Consider the following 16445-nt stretch of genomic DNA (forward strand, 5'->3'; position numbering starts at 1 on the left):
TTTGCGCTCGCAAGTATTGCTTACTCAAATAATACGCCTGGATCGATCGAACTATTCCCCGCTCTCATTTGTGCTGGTAGCAAGGTATTGACTCGAACACGTGTTCGAGTATTGTTGGGGGTGGGGATCGGGGGATTCAGTGAGTGTTCTGTTGTCGGATGTGGTGTCTGGTTCTGCGGTGGGGTTGCGCGGACGTCTGTGGCAGTTGTCTGCCGCAGAGTTACGTGCGGTTGCGGTGTCGGTGAGTGCGGAGGTTCTGCGTCTCGAGGCTGTTCGGGTGGCTGTGGTCGACGAACTCTCGATGCGCCCCGATGATCAGGTGATTGCGAGCCGCGGGGTGGGTTGCTGGTTGGCGGCAAACACGATGCTGCAGGTTCGGGACGGGAAGAAGATCGCCGCCCTGGGTGCAGCGCTGCGGCCTTTTCCGGCGGTGGCTGCCCGGTTCGATGGCGGGGATTGCTCCTTCGATCATGCCGTGTTGATCGTGGCGTTCTGCGAATCACCACCGAAGGGCATGTCTGACGAAGCGCTACCGAAGTGCATCGATTTGTTGTTGGCTGCCGCGTCGGGTGTGGAGGCGACGACCACGAAAGTGCGGAACGTGATCGCGACGTTAGAGCGAGTGTTCGAATCCGATGACATTCCACCCGCCGAGGATGTGGACCTCAACGAGCTCCGCATCGCGTCGACATTGAACGGTCGGGTGGTGGTGCGCGGCGATTTCGATGCTCTCACCGGGGAAATGTTGTTGTCGGCGTTGTCGAATCTGACGATGCCCACCCCCGCTCCGGATGGAACCCCGGATTCTCGGTCGGCGGCGAAGCGGACCGCGGACGGGTTCACCGAACTGATCCGGCGGTATCTGGACTGCGCCAAAACTGGCACCGATGGTGGCCAGCGTCCGCACGTGAACGTGCACATCAACGCCCGTGATCTCGCGGAGCATCGGGACTGCGCCGCAACACCAACTGATGGTGGAGCGACTGTGTCGGATCTCGATGTCGGGCACATGCCCTGGCTCGGACCACTGTCCGTATCGCAGACCAGGCTTCTCGGCTGTGACTGCTTCCTGTCCACTGTGCTGCTCGACGACCACGGGGCGCCACTCGATGCGAAACCCGGGAAACGGTTGGTGTCCGCCGAACAGCGAGTGGCGTTGATCGCCCGCGACAAAGGCTGCGCGTTCCCCGGCTGCACGTGTGTACCGGCCTGGACGGATGCGCACCATATTCGGCACTGGGCGAACGGTGGCCCGACGGTGATGAGCAACCTTGTCCTGCTGTGCCGTTCACATCACCGGCTGATGCACCGGAAAGCCGGGTTCGTCGGGAAATGGGTGATCCGCATCGGCGTCGACAACAAACCGTGGTTCATCCCGCCGCCCTCGATCGACCCCGGCCAGCACCCACGGCCCGCGAACACCACCTTCAAAACCTGAGGTAGTACTCCTCGGGCACAACAGAACACGGGCCAGCACCGCATCGAAGGGATCCTCCGATGCGGTGCCAGCAGGCCGTGGGGGAGTCGAATCAGTGCTTCGAGCGCTTGTGGCGGTACATCTCGGCATCGGCCGTATCCCAAGTCTCGGAAAGGCTTTGGAACATGGAAAAGTCGGCTCGGCCGATCGAACAACGGACGTCGGCATTCCGGAACGCCTTCTCCAAACACTCGACCAGGTAGTCGACGGCGCGCGGCTGTGTATCGGGCAGAGCGATTCCGAACTCGTCTCCGCCCAACCGTGAAACCACCGCACCAGGGTGCGCGCATGCTGCCAAGATCTTGCCGGCCCGTTGAACATATTCGTCACCCGCGGCGTGACCGAGTTCGTCGTTGATGGTCTTCATGCCGTCCAGATCGACGATGATGATAGATCCCGGATCGGCGAATTGGCGGTACCGGGTTTGCTCGGCCTCGAGGATGCGGTTCCACCCGCGCCGATTGAGAAGACCTGTCAACGGGTCGGTCTCGGCATCGAGTTGCGCAGTTTCGGCCAGTCGCACTGACTGCGCGCGCTGATAGTCGACATCGAGAATCGTTCCGAGGAGTCGGCACAGGAGAGTGAGGAGGGCCAGGTTGTCCTCGAGTACGGAGTCGCCCGTAATCGGGTCGGCGCCACACAGAGTGCCGAAGAGACTGCCGTCGTTGTGAAGGATTGGGATGCTGACGTATGCGCCTATGCCTTCCCACCTGTCATCTCGGGAAAGTGCAGGTACGAGTGCGCGATTCGATGAGACTGGCGGCGCATTTCCGAGGACTACCTCGCTGCACATGGTGTTTTGCCAAGTACGGGTCTCGCCGACTTCGATGTGAAGTGGGTTGGGTGAGACGGTGAGAAAGATTTGATTCGACCCGTCGAACCGCGTGATCGACCACAGTGCCAGCGGAAGATATTCGTCGAGGTAGGACACGATCGAGCGACTGGCGTCGTCGAAATTCGTCAGTGGTGGCAGGAGTGGCAACATCGGGATGGTGCGCGCCTGGCCGTGCGGCATTTGGTGACCTCCTGATCGACCCTAAGATTCTGTCGATGTTCAGGCTCTTGGTCCCGCGTGCGACAAATCTTCCACGAACAGTCTGCCTCGAGAATCCTGGCGATTGCTGAAAGTGTGCTGTGATTCTTTCGACCGCGGGGCCGTTGATTCTTTGGTGGCCCGCTAATCTTCCGGTATGGAGCTGGCGCGTGGAGCGAACACAGTCGTTGACGGAACTTCGCTGAAGGTGGCGGTGAACGGTAGCGCCCCGGGCACGGTGGACCTGATGGTGTTCCAGCTCGACGAACGGAACAAGGTGCGGAACGACGCAGATTTTGTCTTCTTCAATCAGCCGGTGTCGCCCGAAGGTGCGGTGCGCTTGGAGTCCGGCGGCGTCATCGAAATCGACATTGCGAGGTTGCCCGCCGACATCCACCAGCTGAGTGTTGCCGTGGCGCTTGATGCGGCGGCAAACGGAACCCTTTCTGCTGTCGGGGGCCTTGGTGTCGTGGTGGAGCAGCCTGGTTCCACCGCTATCGTGGCTCAGGCTTTGGGTTTGACGAGTGAGAGGGCAGCGGTCCTCGTCGAGATCTATCGCCGCGGCACGGACTGGAAGGTTCGGAACGTTTCGGCGGGTTGGGACAGCGGATTGGCAGATCTGGTCACTGCATTCGGAGTCTCGGTCGACGAGGAACCGCAGAGCCGACCCGACTCGGCTGAATCGGCAGATGGCATTCGGACCGTGCCCGACGAAGCCAAACTCTCGATGGTGAAGCGGGAAAAGCTGGACCTCCGAAAGCGCGAAGTGGCCAAGGTCCTGCTGACCAAGGGTGGCAACGGAATTCGGGCGCGAGTGGTCCTGGTGATCGACAAAACCGGAAGTATGGCCAAGCAGTACCGCACCAGAGTGGTGCATCGTGTTGTCGAACGCATGGTTCCCGTTGCGATCCAGCTCGATGACGACGGCAAGCTGGAGCCGTACTTGTATGCAGTCAGCTTCGTCAAGCTTCCCGAGATCTCTGTCCATGACGCGGAAGAGTGGTCGGATACCTACCTGCACTTGCGCGGCTCGCACGGCGGATTCAACTATGACAAGATCGGCGCCGCAAATCGTGAAGTGCCGATCATGACTGAGATTCTCTCCGGCCTGACACGTGGTTCGGCGCCGACGCTCGTCCTGTTCTTCACCGACGGAGGCTTCAGCGAGCGCAAGGAAATCACGAAATTGATGCGCGAAGCGTCTGGGCTCCCGGCCTTTTGGCAGTTCGTCGGAATCGGCAAGGCCAACTACGGAGTGCTGGAGAAGCTCGACGACCTCGACGGCAGGGTGGTCGACAATGCCGGATTCTTCGCGCTGGACGACATCGACACCGTCGACGACGCCCAGTTGTACACCCGTTTGCTGAGTGAATTCCCGGATTGGCACAAGGCAGCTGTAGCCGCGGGCATCACGACGCCGTGATTTAGCTGGTCGAAACCAACTGCGGTGCATTCTCTTTCAAGAATTCGTCGATGTGCGCCCAGGTGGAGTCTCTCGCGGTGGGGCCGGCAACGAGCCCGAGGTGACTTCCCGGCGCCTTCTCGAACCGGACCGACGGCGCTCCGGTGAGGACCGACGTGATCGCTTCCACCGAAGCGATGGGTGCAATCACGTCGGTGGTGCCGCCGATCGCGAGAACGGGAACGCTCAGAGCTGACAGTTTGATCTCGCGCCCGGCAAGCGTGACAGCGTCGTTGTAGAGATTGTTGCCGAGCATGAGTTGTTCGCAGATCTGCTGAAATGCCTTGCCAGGGTATCCAGGCATGGCTGCCATGAACTTGTCTATCGATTCCATACGAGCCAGGGTCTCGGTGTTGTGAAGATTGCGGACGATGAACCATGGCTTGAGGACTTCGCGCTGCAACGCCGTCACCTTGTAACTCGCCTGAACGAGTGGAGCAGGTAGTCCGCCGACCAGATTGGTCGCGGAGGTGAGCGGGGTATCGCCCGTGTATTTGCCGATCAGCCTCAACGGGCTGATAGCGGGAATCTTCGTGTAATCGATTGGCGTGCCGATTGCCGTGATCGATGCGATCGGAAGGTCGGAGTGAGCGGAGCCCGTGAGCAGAGACATGGTCCCGCCGAGGCTCCACCCGATCAGCGAAACAGGTGCGCCGTCATGTAGGTCCGAGATCGTTCGGATCGCTTCCGGGATGATGTCGTCGACCCAGGCCTCGAAACCCATACCGCGGTCGGAGTACCGCATGGTCCCGTAGTCGAGGAGGTAGGGCGTGTTTGCGCCATCCAGTAGGTGTGCGGCGAGGCTCTGGCCTGCACGAAGGTCGTAGCAGTCGGCTGAAACCGCGAGGGGAGGTACGAGGAGGACCGGATTGCCTCTGGGCGTCCACAATGCGCCGAAGCGATACAGATCGCGGTGTGGACCTTCGCTGATCAGTACCGACGGCGTGCGTTCGGCCTTCTCGACACCGTCGCCGAACGAGAGTCCCCATGCATTGCGCGCTGCGGTGTCCAGCGTCGGACGCCACGTCGCGATCAAACCACTGATATCGAGCACTGGTTCCCCTCGGAGTCGAATCGGCGGACGGCCGAGTCAGCCGCGCTCGGTGTATGTTACCTGCCTTCACATACATCGATCTCGGGGGTGCAAAAACCCAGCTCGGCAACGGAGCCACCGTGCCGAGCTGGGGTGATCGGGATGATGCGGCAGTGATCAGGCGGGGACGATCAAGCCGGTCGAGGCTGTGGCCGCCGCGTATCGCTGTGCAACGTCTTCCCAGTTGATGACGTTCCAGTAAGCCTTCACATAGTCGGCCTTGACGTTCTTGTACTGCAGGTAGAAAGCGTGCTCCCACATGTCGAGCATGAGCAGCGGAACGATACCGATGCTGATGTTGCCCTGCTGGTCGGTGAGCTGCTCGATGACCAGGCGCTGCCCGACCGTGTCGTAGGCCAGTACCGCCCAGCCGGACCCCTGCAAAGTCGTTGCTACAGCGGAGAAGTGGTTGACGAATGCGTCGAAGGTACCGAAGTGCTCGTCGATCGCGGCTGCCAACTCGCCTTCTGGTCGCTCACCGCCGTTGGGGGAGAGGTTCTTCCAGAAGATCGAGTGGTTGGTGTGGCCGCCGAGGTGGAAGGCGAGGTTCTTACTGAGCAGCGGCGCCTTCGCAGTGATCGTGCCGTCTTCGCGTGCAGCAGCCAACTGCTCGATTGCGCTGTTGGCGCCCGCCACGTACGTGGCGTGGTGCTTGCTGTGGTGCAGTTCCATGATCTCGCCGGAGATGTGCGGTTCGAGCGCGGCGTAGTCGTAGTCCAGCTCGGGGAGAACGTATTCAGTCATGTGACATGCCTTCCTTTGAGGAAATGTTGTGAGACGAGAGATTTCGATAGGTTCGATCGTGATAGACGAGCGGCGCTGACACGTGCTGCGGATCGATGACGTCGACGACGCGCGCGGTGACAATCACTGCGGAGCCACACGTCGTGGCATTCAAGGGAACCGCCCGCAAGGCGTGGCCCGTGCCGTGCAGGAATGGTTCACCCGTCGACAGAAACGACCAGCGCATGTCGTCTCCGAAGCGCACAGCGCCGCGGGTCGCGAACGTGGCCGCCAGTCGCTCGTTCGCCGAATTTGCCAGGTGAACAACAAAACTGCTTGCGGAAGCAATGACGCTCGCAGAACCACGCAACGACTGCAGTGAGAACGCCAGAACTGCCGGATCGGCGCTGATCGAGATCACCGAAGACGACGTGATGCCGGCCGGGCCGTCATTGCCCGTCGCGGTGATGATCGAGACGCCGGCGGGATGATTTCGGAATGCCTCAACGAATGCGCTTCGGATGGACGGCGCCGAATCAACAGCGACGTCCGAAACAGGTTGGGTGCCAACCAGTTTTGTCGTCACACTTAGCACCTCTTCTGACTCGGGTTTTGCTGTCGTTGCACTGTCTTGTGCAATACCGACGTTAAAACCTCGAGTGCAGTTGAGGTCAAGGTGCTGTGGCGGACCTCACCGTCCGAGCTTGGCTGCCAGACGTTCCATGTATCCGACCACCTCTTCGGGGCTCTTGTCCGGAGTGCCGAACATCGCCTCCGTGACGCCGATATCTGCCCAGTGGGCGAGCTTCTCCGGATCGGGTTTGCCTGCCAGGACGGTTATTTCAGGCTCGCCGACTCTACCTGCTTCGGCCCAGATCTTTCGGAGCAGTTCCACGTTTCCGTCGATCTCCTGCTCGATCGGTGTGGTGATCCACCCGTCGGCAGACTTTGCGATCCACTTGAAAGTCTTCTCGTTGCCGCCGCCGCCCAACAAGATGGGAGGACGGGGCTTCTGAACGGGCTTGGGCCAGGCCCAACTAGGCCCGTACTTCACGAATTGGCCGTCGTACGAAGCTTCTTCCTTCGACCACAGTTCACCCATGGCTTCGAGATACTCCCGGAGTGCGGTCCGGCGTTTGTTGGGCGGTACGCCGTGGTCGGCGAGTTCCTCTGCATTCCAGCCGAATCCGACGCCGAAAACCACGCGTCCGTCGGAAAGATGGTCCAGCGATGCGATGGTTTTCGCGAGAGTGATCGGATCGTGTTCGAGGGGGAGGGCCACCGAGGTGCCCAATCGGATGGTGCTCGTGACCGACGCGGCGGTGCCGAGGGCAACCCAGGGGTCGAGTGTGCGCATGTAACGGTCGTCGGGCAATTCTGCCGACTGGGTTCCGGGGTGATCGGAATCCCTCGATACGGGGATGTGAGTGTGCTCCGGAACGTAGAAGGCGTCGAATCCATTCGCCTCCGCAGCCTTTGCTGCATCGGCAGGGCAGATGCCGCGATCACTGGTGAACAGGCTGAGTCCGTAGCGCACTGGTTCTCCTTCGATGGTCCGTCGAAAAACTGTAACCTGTTGCATCTTCGTTCGGATAGGTTTCCAGCCCAGTAGATCGATTGCCGACGTGACCGGGGGCGTGGTGAACTCGGGCGGAGTTGTTGTGGGCCGAGAGGTGGATGCAGTAGAGATGGACGCAGTGGAGATGAATCGGTTGTCGTGGAATGCGGCGACCGTCGCTCACAACAGTCACAATGGTGACCAGGCACAGTTCTTTCGCAACGGCGGGTCGACCTTGTTTCCGGAAGAAGTGGCGCTGCTCGGCGAGATCGACGGCTCCTCGATTCTTCATCTGCAGTGCAATTCCGGTCAGGATTCGTTGAGTTTGGCTGCTCTCGGTGCCGCGGTGACCGGCGTCGACATCTCGGATTCTGCGATCGACTTCGCGCGAACATTGTCTGCGGAATCCGGCATTGCCGCCGATTTCGAGCGAGCGGATGTATCTGCGTGGCTCCGAGATGCCGGCGCTGCCGGGAGGAAGTTCGATCGAGTCTTCTCTTCGTACGGAACGGTGATCTGGTTACCCGATCTCGACGAGTGGGCCGAGGGGATTGCCGGTGTTCTGGCGCCGAACGGTCGATTCGTTCTGGTGGAGTTTCATCCGTTTGCCATGTGTTTCGACGAGAAGTGGTCGCTGACATACCCGTACGGAGGCGGGACTCCCGTGACCGAACCCGGTGGCGTCGGCGACTACGTGGCAGATTCAGCCGATCTCGTCTTGCCGGGCGCTCAGGGAGACGGAGTCGAGAACTTCGAAAATCCCTTCCCTTCATGTGAATTCAACTGGTCCATCGCCGAGGTGCTCGGCGCCCTGCGGCGTGCCGGATTGACGCTCGAGTCCTTCGACGAGTACCCGTACGCCAACGGTTGGCAAGGATTCGAGGAGATGGCAGAACTCGGCGGCAAGCGTTGGGGAGTCCCGGCCGGACGACCAGAGATACCGCTGATGTATTCGCTGTCTGTTCGCTTGGCCGACTGACGCCTATTTCCCCCGCATTTGCGGGTAATTGCAGACACAGGTAGTAATTACCCCCATGCCCACGACGCCACTGACACGACGCATCGCCGTCGACCTGTGCCGTCTTGGTGCCAACTGCTGTTGCTGTTGATTCCTTCCGACTCTCCTGAGTGAGAACGGCGCCGCTCTGTGCGCCTTCGCCCCTGCATGTGCGCTCGTTGCTGCATGTGTGCCGGAATTTTCCGTACGTCGAGGAAGAACAGCGATGTCGACTCCTGTCGAAGCAATAGAACCAACACCAGTCGCGGAACCGAATCGTGAACCGCGTCGGCCGTGGACTTCGAGTGTGACCACTGTCGGACTGCCGGTGCTCTCAGTGATCGCATTCTTGGCCTTGTGGCAGGTCGCCGCGGCGAGCGGCACCTGGAGTGAGACCTTCGTGCCCTTTCCGAGCACGGTCTGGCATGCCTTCGTCAACACGATGACCACGCACGACGGAGTGCGTGGCTACCAGGGGTATTTGCTCTGGGAGCACCTCTACATGACGCTGCGACGGGTGCTGGTCGGTGTGATCATCGGCGTCGGATTGGGCGTGATCCTAGGTTTGGCAATGGGATCGGTGACATGGCTGCGGAGCCTGCTCGAACCGTGGTTGACCTTCCTGCGGGCACTGCCGCCCTTGGCGTACTTCTTCCTGCTGGTGATCTGGCTGGGAATCGACGAGGCGCCGAAGATCACGCTTCTGGCGCTGGCTGCCCTCCCGCCGGCAGCAGTGGCCACCACAGCTGCTGTTGTCGCGGCACCCGTCGGGCTGGTCGAAGCTGCCAGGGCGCTGGGAGCCTCACGGGCACAAGTGATCCGAGACGTGGTTGTCCCGTCGGCGCTGCCTGAAACTTTCACGGGCATTCGCTTGTCGGTGGGTATGGCGTACTCGTCAGTTGTCGCGGCCGAATTGTTCAACGGCATCCCCGGAATCGGCGGAATGGTCAAGGATGCAAGCAATTACAACAACACTCCGGTAGTGCTGGTGGGGATCTTCGCCATCGGATTCTCCGGTTTGATCATCGACGGACTGTTGCGGGCTGCTGAGCGCCGCGCCGTTCCCTGGAGGGGAAAAGTATGACCGACAATGAGATATATGGCAGCATTTCCGAGCCCAGCGGCAATCTGAAGCGCAACAGCAATCCGAACCGCAACGAGGGAAGGGCTTCCCGGACGGCGTTCACGGTGATGATCGGCGTTCTTGCCCTTGTTCTCGGTGCGTGCTCGGTGGATCATTCGGGCCAGGATTCGTCCAAGGAAACGATCCGTATCGCTTACCAGTCGTTCCCGAGCGGCGACTTGATAGTCAAGAACAATCGCTGGCTCGAAGACGCACTGCCCGAGTACAACGTGAAGTGGACGAAGTTCGATTCGGGAGCCGACATCAACACCGCCTTCATCGCCGGTGAAATCGATTTCGGCGCAATCGGTTCGAGTCCGGTTGCTCGTGGCCTCTCGGCACCGCTGAACATTCCGTACCAGGTCGCGTTTGTTCTCGACGTGGCCGGCGACAACGAAGCCTTGGTGGCGCGCAACGCAACCGGAATCAAGACCGTCGCAGATCTGCGTGGCAAGAAAGTGGCCACGGCATTCGCCTCGACCGCGCACTACAGTCTGCTGGCAGCACTGAACCAGGCCGGACTCAGTGCCGACGACGTCCAGTTGGTGGATCTCCAGCCGCAAGCATCCCTCGCTGCCTGGCAGCGAGGTGACATCGATGCCGTCTACACCTGGTTGCCCACGCTCGACGAACTCCGTAAGGACGGAACACAGTTGATCGCCAGCCGCGAGCTCGCGACGGCTGGAAAGCCGACACTCGATCTTGGTGTGGTGTCGACCGCGTTTGCCAAGGACCACCCCGAGATCGTCGACACCTGGCGAAAGGTTCAGGCCCGCGCGCTCACGACGATCGCCACAGACCCCGACGCGGCAGCGGAAGCTGTTGCCGCGCAATTGGGCGCCTCGAAGGAAGGCGCGGCAGCACAGCTGAAGCAGGGAGTGTTCCTCACTCTCGAGCAGATCTCCTCGCCGGAATGGCTGGGCACCGAAGGCGCTCCCGGGAATCTGGCAGTGAACCTGCAGAGTGCAGCGCAATTCCTGGCCGAGCAGAAGCAGATCGACAGTGTGCCTGATCTGGCGGTCTTTCAGAATGCTCTCTATGTGAAGGGGCTTCCCGATGTCCTTGACCAGTAGCGAGACCGCACAGCAGGCCGCGGGAGGATTCGCTGCCGACCGCCCGGGCGCGATCCGAATCGACACCGTCTCGCACAAGTACGGCCACGGTCGAGAGTCCGTCACGGCACTCGGGCCGGTATCGATCGACGTCGCCCCTGGTGAGTTTCTGGTCCTCGTCGGAGCGTCGGGTTGCGGCAAGAGCACGTTGCTGCGGCTGATTGCGGGTTTCGAAAATCCTTCCAGTGGAACAGTTCAGGTATCAGGATCCGACCCGATTCCCGGGGCGAGTGCCGGCGTGGTGTTTCAGCAACCACGACTGTTTCCGTGGAAATCGGTGGGCGGCAACATCGATCTGGCACTCAAATATGCCGGGGTGACGAAGAGCGAACGCGGGCGAAGGCGCGACGAGCTTCTCGACCGCGTCGGTCTGGGCGGCACAGCGGACCGGCGTATCTGGGAAATATCCGGCGGGCAGCAGCAGCGGGTGGCAATTGCCCGGGCCTTGGCGGCCGAAACGTCGTTGCTGTTGCTGGACGAGCCCTTTGCCGCATTGGACGCCCTCACTCGCGAGCGTCTGCAGGAGGACCTCCGCAGTGTCAGTGCCGAATCGGGGCGAACAAGTGTCTTCGTCACTCACAGTGCCGACGAGGCGGCCTTTCTCGGCTCCCGCGTCGTAGTTCTGACAAGCCGGCCCGGCAAGGTCGCGCTGGACCTGAAAATCGATCTGCCACGAACCGGCGTCGATCCCGACGATCTCCGAGGCTCACCCGAATACGCGGCATTCCGAGCCGAAGTCGGCCATGCGGTCAAGGTTGCTGCTGCAGCGTAGGTACCCTGCGCGTCGACTACCAGGTGGCCGAGTCGATAATAGGAAGGAGAACGTGCAGGACACGACGAACAAGGAGTGGTCATGGCAACTGAGGTGGAGTCCGGTGACCTCGTGCAGGCAGCCGGCCATGCGGGTCCGTGGACGGTAGTCGAAGTTCGCCAGGGCATGGCGTTGCTCGAACACAGTGACGGGCACAGGTTGTCGCGTCGAACGACGACGTTGACCGTCGTCCGCAAGGGCTCGGGCAAGAAGACGACGGCGGTCGACGACGGGAAAGACGAAAACGGGTCGCCTACCCTGTTCGACTGACCTTCTGTCAGCCCGAGACGGCGTCAGCTGGAGAAGACGTCGTCGACGCGTTTGTCGAAGTACTCGGCGATTCGGAACGCCAGCGACAGACGCGGGTCGAAGTGGCCCTTCTCGATCGAGATGACGGTTTGGCGCGTGATTCCGAGTGCGTCGGCGCACGCTTGCTGTGACAATCCGGCTGCCGTACGAAGTTCTTGAAGGTTGTTGCGCATCAGATCTCGATCGTGGGGGCGCGGTCCCTCGACACCGCCCAGTACCGAATTCCGAAGTCGACCAGGCCGAGGGCAGTGAAGATCAGGAGCGGCAGTTCGGGAGCGCCGAAGACATTGTGCGCGATCAGCGCGATTCCCATGGCAGTGATCAAGTCTGTGAACGCGCCGAATCCGGCCTTGCGACTCCATTCTGTTTCGACGGTGTCCTCGGGATAGGCGGGAGCCTTGTTCTTTTCCGATGGGAAAAGGGCCCATACCGATCCGATGCAAGCCGGCGCCATGACGATTGCGAAGACGACGAAGGTCAACGTCTTCTGGTCGCCGGCGGTCAGTGCTGCGAAAAAGCCGAGGGTCAGCGTTACTGCGACGCCGATGCCGATAACCAGGCTCCACCGTGCCGTGGTGCTCATGAAGCCTCCCGGATGTAAGAGTTCTTTGACAGGGTTGAGCGTAGATTCACGCACGCCGTATGTCAAAGAACTCTTACATCGCGCTCCGGGTCACGCGATTCCGAAAGGCGCTGCGTATGAAAACTTCCCCGTCTGATCAGCGCGATGTGTGGTGAGCGTTCTGATCTGAAAGTGAGCGCCCCACTCAGCTTCCGGAGACTCCACTCCGACGTCCGTGCTGGTGACGAATCCGAACCGCGGGTAGTACTCGGTGCTGCCCAAGAGTGCGATCAGCGGCACGTCCAGGGCGTCGCACGCGCCGACCACCGCGTGCATCAGTGCCGAACCAACCCCGCTGCGCTGGTTACCCGGGGTGACAGCCAGCGGGCCGAGGCCAACAGCCCCCACGGGACCTACCCATCCGCGTGTCCCGATCACGAAGCCGACGATCTCACCGCCGGCTACGGCGACCAGCGACAACTTCGGTAAGTAGTCGTCCGAGGCGAAGAGTTGGCGTGTCAGTTCGATCTCGTAGGGAGTCTCGCCGGGCGGTGCCTGGTCGGCAAACGCCGCCCCGAGCAGTGAATAGATGGCGTCACGGTCGGAAGAAGTTTCGCGGCGGATGTACATGGCCACGAAACTACCCGGTTCACTTCGGATTGTGCTCCCCGTTTTCGGCCTGACGTGCCACTCGCTTTTCGTAGTCCGCACGCCCGTTCGGATCTACCGATGTCAGTGCGCGGCGATCGTCGATCACCCGGCGGCCGATGTTGATGATCCATTCGGGGACCAGTGCGTCGACGAGATCCCAGCCCGCAAGGTAACGGGGAACTGCAGTTTCGGCTCGCCGATGCGCGACCGTGTCGACGACGGCCTTGGCCACTACCTCGGGCTCAACCGTCGGCATTCCCTTTCCGAGTGGCACGCCTGACGAGAGGCCGGTTCGCACCGCGCTGGGCAGGATCGCGCTGACGCTGACCCCGGAATCTGCGAATTCGACACGGGCAGAAGCCGAAAGACCCACTGCGCCGAACTTGCTGGCGTTGTACACGGCCATCCCGGGTACCGGAAGTTTGCCTGCCATCGATGCGATGTTGACGACGTGCCCGCTTCGTCGATCCACCATGCCGGGCAACACGGCGCGCATCCCGTGAATAGGCCCCCAGACGTTGACGTCGAGGGTGACTCGACTGGTGGCGTCGGACTCGTCGAGGAAGCTGCCGAGCGGCATCACTCCCGCGTTGTTGACGAGAATGTCGATGTGGCCGAATTCGCCGATCACCTTGGAGACGAACACATCCCAGGAATCGCGTGAGGTGACGTCCAGCAGGTAACCGCGGGCACGTGGGCCGATGGACTCCGCTGTGTCGACGGCCGTCTCCTCGTCGAGATCGCCGACGCATACGAGTGCACCGCGAGCAGCGAACAACTTGGCTGTCGCCCTTCCGATTCCGCGGCCACCGCCCGAGATGACGACGACCGCTCCGTCGAGATCGATCGGCGGGTAGGTGGTGCCGAAGAGGCTCATGCGGTGTACTCCGGTTCCGGACTGGCGGTGGGCTCGGATGGCGTGGGTTCAGGGGGCGTGTTGTCTGACTCAGGGTTCGACGTGTGGTTGTAGGCATACGGATCGAAGTCCCGTAGCCGTCGACGCATGGCGCCGGACGACCACGGCCAGTTGAAACTGTTGCGGCCGTTGACGTCGAAGAAATAGCTTTCGCAACCACCGGCGTTGTAGACCGTGGTCCCCAATGCCTCCTGAACCTGAGAGTTGAAGGCTGCCTGAACTTCCTCTCGCACGTCGATGGTCTGCCAGCCGTGACGACGGGCGTGGCCGATTGCCTGCGCCACATAGTTCAGTTGGGCTTCCAAGATCATGAACGCCGATGTGTGCCCGGTGCCGAGGCTCGGGCCCAGCAGGATGAACGCGTTGGGGAATCCACTGACGGCGGAACCGAAGTACGCCTGCGGGCTTCCCTGCCAATGATCGTCGAGTGATCGACCTTCTCCGTCGAATACCTTGGATGCGATGGGCATGTCGAGGATGTGGAAGCCCGTTCCGAAGATGATGGCGTCCACCTCCGCCTCCACTCCGTCGGCGCCGATCACGGTGTTACCGCGGATCTGCTCGACGGCGTTGGCGTGGACGCTGACGTTGGGTTTGCCGAGGGCCGGATAGTACGAGTTCGACATGAGCAGTCGCTTGCAACCGAGGGTGTAGTCGGGAGTCAATGCCTTGCGCAGCTTCGGATCGCGTACCTGCAGGCGCAATTGGGCTGACCCGAGTTTCTGCACGATTCGCAGGATCCACGGATTGCGGAATCCCAATCCGAGCGCTTCCATGATTCCGTATTCGATGCTGCGCAAGGCTTTCTGTGCTCCCGGCACGAATCGCATGACGGACCTTTCGATCCGCGGTACGTAGTGATCGGGTTTGGGGAGAACCCATTGAGCGGTTCGCTGGTAGAGGTGAAGGGCGGAGACCTGGGAGACGATGCGCGGAACGAACTGCACTGCTGAGGCTCCGGTTCCTACGACGGCGACGCGTTTTCCGGTCAGGTCGTAGTCGTGATTCCACTGCGAGGAATGAAACACCTCTCCCTCGAACGCTTCCAGTCCGGGTATCGCCGGTGTCAGGGGTTCGTTCCACGGGCCGGCAGCGGCTATCACGAAGCGAGCAGTCAGTTCGCCGCTGGAAGTTGTTATCTTCCAGAGTGATTGCGACGCATCCCATCGCGCGGAGAGCATTTCGACCCCGAAGCGAACGTGTTTGTCGACTCCGTGCGTGCCAGCCGTGTTCTCGATGTATTCGCGGATCTCCGGTTGCTCCGCGAACAAGCGCGTCCAATCCGGATTGGCGGCAAAGGAGTACGAGTACAGACCGGATGGAACGTCGCAGGCGCACCCGGGATATTTGTTGGCGCGCCAGGTTCCACCGAGGGAGTCGGCCTTCTCGAGTAGCACGAAGTTGTCGATTCCGAGACGCTGCAGATGGATAGCCGCGCCGATTCCGGAAATTCCACCGCCGATGATCACGACCTCGAAGTGGTCAGATTCGTTGTTCACTGAGTCTGCGCTTTCACTGGTGGGAACGAGTGGGCTGGAACGGGTGCACATCGAGTTCGCGCTTGACGCTCGCACGTGTTGTACGCAGCGATGATTCGAAGGTGGCGAGCCGTCGGCGGCCGTCCATGAAGTTGGCGCCCATCACGGCAAGGTCGTCGTCGGTGGCATCGATTCGTATGACTCTGGTACCCGCGGAGCGGACCAGTTCGATCTCCTGATCGAGCCCCTTGGACATGGCATTGCGCAGTGCACCGCGTTCGATACGGGCGGCTCCGCGCGCCGGCCTCAGGGTTCGAGAAGCCATGGGCGCCAGTACAACCAGCTCGTCCAGTTGGAGGGGGAGCAGAAGATCTACCGAAGCCGTGGATGCGGCGCCGCCGTCGATGTACCTGACGCCGTCGATCGTGACGGGTGGAAACCAGCCGGGAATCGCCCATGACGCTCGGAGTGCTTCACCGACGGTCACTTTCGGAGCCCCCTGTGCCCCGAATGCGACCCGTCGCCCCGTTCTGTAGTCCATGGATACCATGTACGCGTTCGGATGTGGGAGCCACGAATCGCCCGGAGCAAGTGATTCGGCGAGCGTAGTGAGCCAGGACGGGTCGCCGCCACCAACCGGTGCGATGCCGCTCATCCGGCTCAGAACCGGAAGGTCTCGACGCGTGAGGAGTCGTGGATTGCCGACGCCCAGTCTCGGAAGTGGCGGGAGCTTTCCGGGCGCCGACGCGATGTGGGTGAGGAGCTCGGGGCGTGCGGCCGCGTTGCCGAGTTGCATGGCAACCAACTCGTCGACACCGACTCCGCTGCCGAGCATCGTCACGAACTCGGCGCCGGCGGATGTCCCGATGATGGCTGTGGCTTCCCGTGGATCCCAGTCGAGCGCATCCCGGACCGAGGCGAGCGCGGCAACAGTCCAGGCAAAACCGAGAGTGCCGCCGCAGCCGATGGCCAAGCCGCGTCTCGGTGCGCTGTTTTGGCGCACGGTGGTACCGGTCACATCTGAAGTCATGTTTCGGAGACTATCAGTATCCGAATAACGTCGGTACCCCAAAAATTGGTTTCAGTACTCCACTCGACGACCGTTCGCGGTATTCGGCTACCGTAGGAATCTCGATACCG

The 16445-nt window shown here is 61.3% G+C and carries 18 protein-coding genes; 7 read left to right on the top strand and 11 right to left on the bottom strand.

Translation table 11 applies throughout. The features are described 5' to 3' along the window. The first annotated feature begins 139 nt into the window (after window positions 1–139). Entirely contained in the window at window positions 140–1438 is a 1299-nt protein-coding gene (locus R4P70_RS05595) for an HNH endonuclease signature motif containing protein (protein ID WP_317830512.1), read from the top strand. 91 nt (window positions 1439–1529) lie between these two features. Here R4P70_RS05595 and R4P70_RS05600 read toward each other — a convergent pair whose 3' ends face one another. Beyond that, window positions 1530–2492, bottom strand: coding sequence for a GGDEF domain-containing protein (locus R4P70_RS05600; protein WP_029256150.1), 963 nt, complete (start codon window positions 2490–2492; stop codon window positions 1530–1532). 175 nt (window positions 2493–2667) lie between these two features. Between R4P70_RS05600 and R4P70_RS05605 the strand changes: the two genes are divergently transcribed. After that, entirely contained in the window at window positions 2668–3933 is a 1266-nt protein-coding gene (locus R4P70_RS05605; protein WP_317830513.1) for a vWA domain-containing protein, read from the top strand. Between the two features lies 1 nt (window position 3934). Here R4P70_RS05605 and R4P70_RS05610 read toward each other — a convergent pair whose 3' ends face one another. The 4 genes from R4P70_RS05610 to R4P70_RS05625 form a co-directional block, all read right to left on the bottom strand. Further along, window positions 3935–5026 carry an alpha/beta fold hydrolase gene (locus R4P70_RS05610; protein WP_060938070.1) on the bottom strand — a complete coding sequence of 364 codons (1092 nt, stop codon included), beginning with the start codon at window positions 5024–5026 and terminating at the stop codon, window positions 3935–3937. 156 nt (window positions 5027–5182) lie between these two features. Next, the gene (locus tag R4P70_RS05615; protein ID WP_042952832.1) at window positions 5183–5809 is read right to left on the bottom strand and encodes a superoxide dismutase; all 627 of its coding nucleotides are present in this window, start codon (window positions 5807–5809) and stop codon (window positions 5183–5185) included. Then, on the bottom strand, window positions 5802–6374 hold the full coding sequence (locus tag R4P70_RS05620; protein WP_019745136.1) for a flavin reductase: 573 nt from the start codon (window positions 6372–6374) through the stop codon (window positions 5802–5804). The genes R4P70_RS05615 and R4P70_RS05620 overlap by 8 nt, the downstream gene beginning before the upstream one ends. A 105-nt stretch (window positions 6375–6479) precedes the next feature. Continuing rightward, on the bottom strand, window positions 6480–7325 hold the full coding sequence (locus R4P70_RS05625) for an LLM class F420-dependent oxidoreductase (protein WP_317830514.1): 846 nt from the start codon (window positions 7323–7325) through the stop codon (window positions 6480–6482). Between the two features lie 88 nt (window positions 7326–7413). Between R4P70_RS05625 and R4P70_RS05630 the strand changes: the two genes are divergently transcribed. The 5 genes from R4P70_RS05630 to R4P70_RS05650 all read left to right on the top strand — a co-directional run bounded on the left by R4P70_RS05630 (window position 7414) and on the right by R4P70_RS05650 (window position 11659). Continuing rightward, entirely contained in the window at window positions 7414–8325 is a 912-nt protein-coding gene (locus R4P70_RS05630; RefSeq protein ID WP_317830515.1) for a class I SAM-dependent methyltransferase, read from the top strand. A gap of 244 nt (window positions 8326–8569) precedes the next feature. Next, the gene (locus tag R4P70_RS05635) at window positions 8570–9427 is read left to right on the top strand and encodes an ABC transporter permease (protein WP_021332086.1); all 858 of its coding nucleotides are present in this window, start codon (window positions 8570–8572) and stop codon (window positions 9425–9427) included. Continuing rightward, on the top strand, window positions 9424–10539 hold the full coding sequence (locus R4P70_RS05640) for an aliphatic sulfonate ABC transporter substrate-binding protein (protein ID WP_317830516.1): 1116 nt from the start codon (window positions 9424–9426) through the stop codon (window positions 10537–10539). The genes R4P70_RS05635 and R4P70_RS05640 overlap by 4 nt, the downstream gene beginning before the upstream one ends. After that, window positions 10523–11350, top strand: coding sequence for an ABC transporter ATP-binding protein (locus R4P70_RS05645; RefSeq protein WP_153211672.1), 828 nt, complete (start codon window positions 10523–10525; stop codon window positions 11348–11350). Before R4P70_RS05640 ends, R4P70_RS05645 begins: the two co-directional genes overlap by 17 nt. 81 nt (window positions 11351–11431) lie before the next feature. Continuing rightward, the gene (locus tag R4P70_RS05650) at window positions 11432–11659 is read left to right on the top strand and encodes a hypothetical protein (RefSeq protein WP_021345436.1); all 228 of its coding nucleotides are present in this window, start codon (window positions 11432–11434) and stop codon (window positions 11657–11659) included. 23 nt (window positions 11660–11682) lie between these two features. Here R4P70_RS05650 and R4P70_RS05655 read toward each other — a convergent pair whose 3' ends face one another. The 6 genes from R4P70_RS05655 to R4P70_RS05680 all read right to left on the bottom strand — a co-directional run bounded on the left by R4P70_RS05655 (window position 11683) and on the right by R4P70_RS05680 (window position 16335). Next, window positions 11683–11871 (bottom strand): helix-turn-helix transcriptional regulator, encoded by a 189-nt coding sequence (locus R4P70_RS05655; RefSeq protein WP_019745129.1) that lies wholly within the window; start codon window positions 11869–11871, stop codon window positions 11683–11685. Next, complete coding sequence (locus tag R4P70_RS05660) at window positions 11871–12281, bottom strand: hypothetical protein (protein WP_020970646.1); 411 nt, start codon at window positions 12279–12281, stop codon at window positions 11871–11873. Before R4P70_RS05660 ends, R4P70_RS05655 begins: the two co-directional genes overlap by 1 nt. 90 nt (window positions 12282–12371) lie before the next feature. Then, window positions 12372–12890, bottom strand: a complete 519-nt coding sequence (locus tag R4P70_RS05665) for an N-acetyltransferase (protein ID WP_317830517.1) — start codon at window positions 12888–12890, stop codon at window positions 12372–12374. Window positions 12891–12909: 19 nt separating this feature from the next. After that, entirely contained in the window at window positions 12910–13788 is an 879-nt protein-coding gene (locus R4P70_RS05670; protein WP_317830518.1) for an SDR family oxidoreductase, read from the bottom strand. After that, window positions 13785–15326, bottom strand: a complete 1542-nt coding sequence (locus tag R4P70_RS05675) for an NAD(P)/FAD-dependent oxidoreductase (RefSeq protein ID WP_317830519.1) — start codon at window positions 15324–15326, stop codon at window positions 13785–13787. Before R4P70_RS05675 ends, R4P70_RS05670 begins: the two co-directional genes overlap by 4 nt. Window positions 15327–15339: 13 nt before the next feature. After that, the gene (locus R4P70_RS05680; protein ID WP_019745125.1) at window positions 15340–16335 is read right to left on the bottom strand and encodes a patatin-like phospholipase family protein; all 996 of its coding nucleotides are present in this window, start codon (window positions 16333–16335) and stop codon (window positions 15340–15342) included. Between the last annotated feature and the right edge of the window lie 110 nt (window positions 16336–16445).

Source organism: Rhodococcus sp. IEGM 1241, assembly GCF_033142365.1.
Classification (GTDB): domain Bacteria; phylum Actinomycetota; class Actinomycetes; order Mycobacteriales; family Mycobacteriaceae; genus Rhodococcus_F; species Rhodococcus_F erythropolis.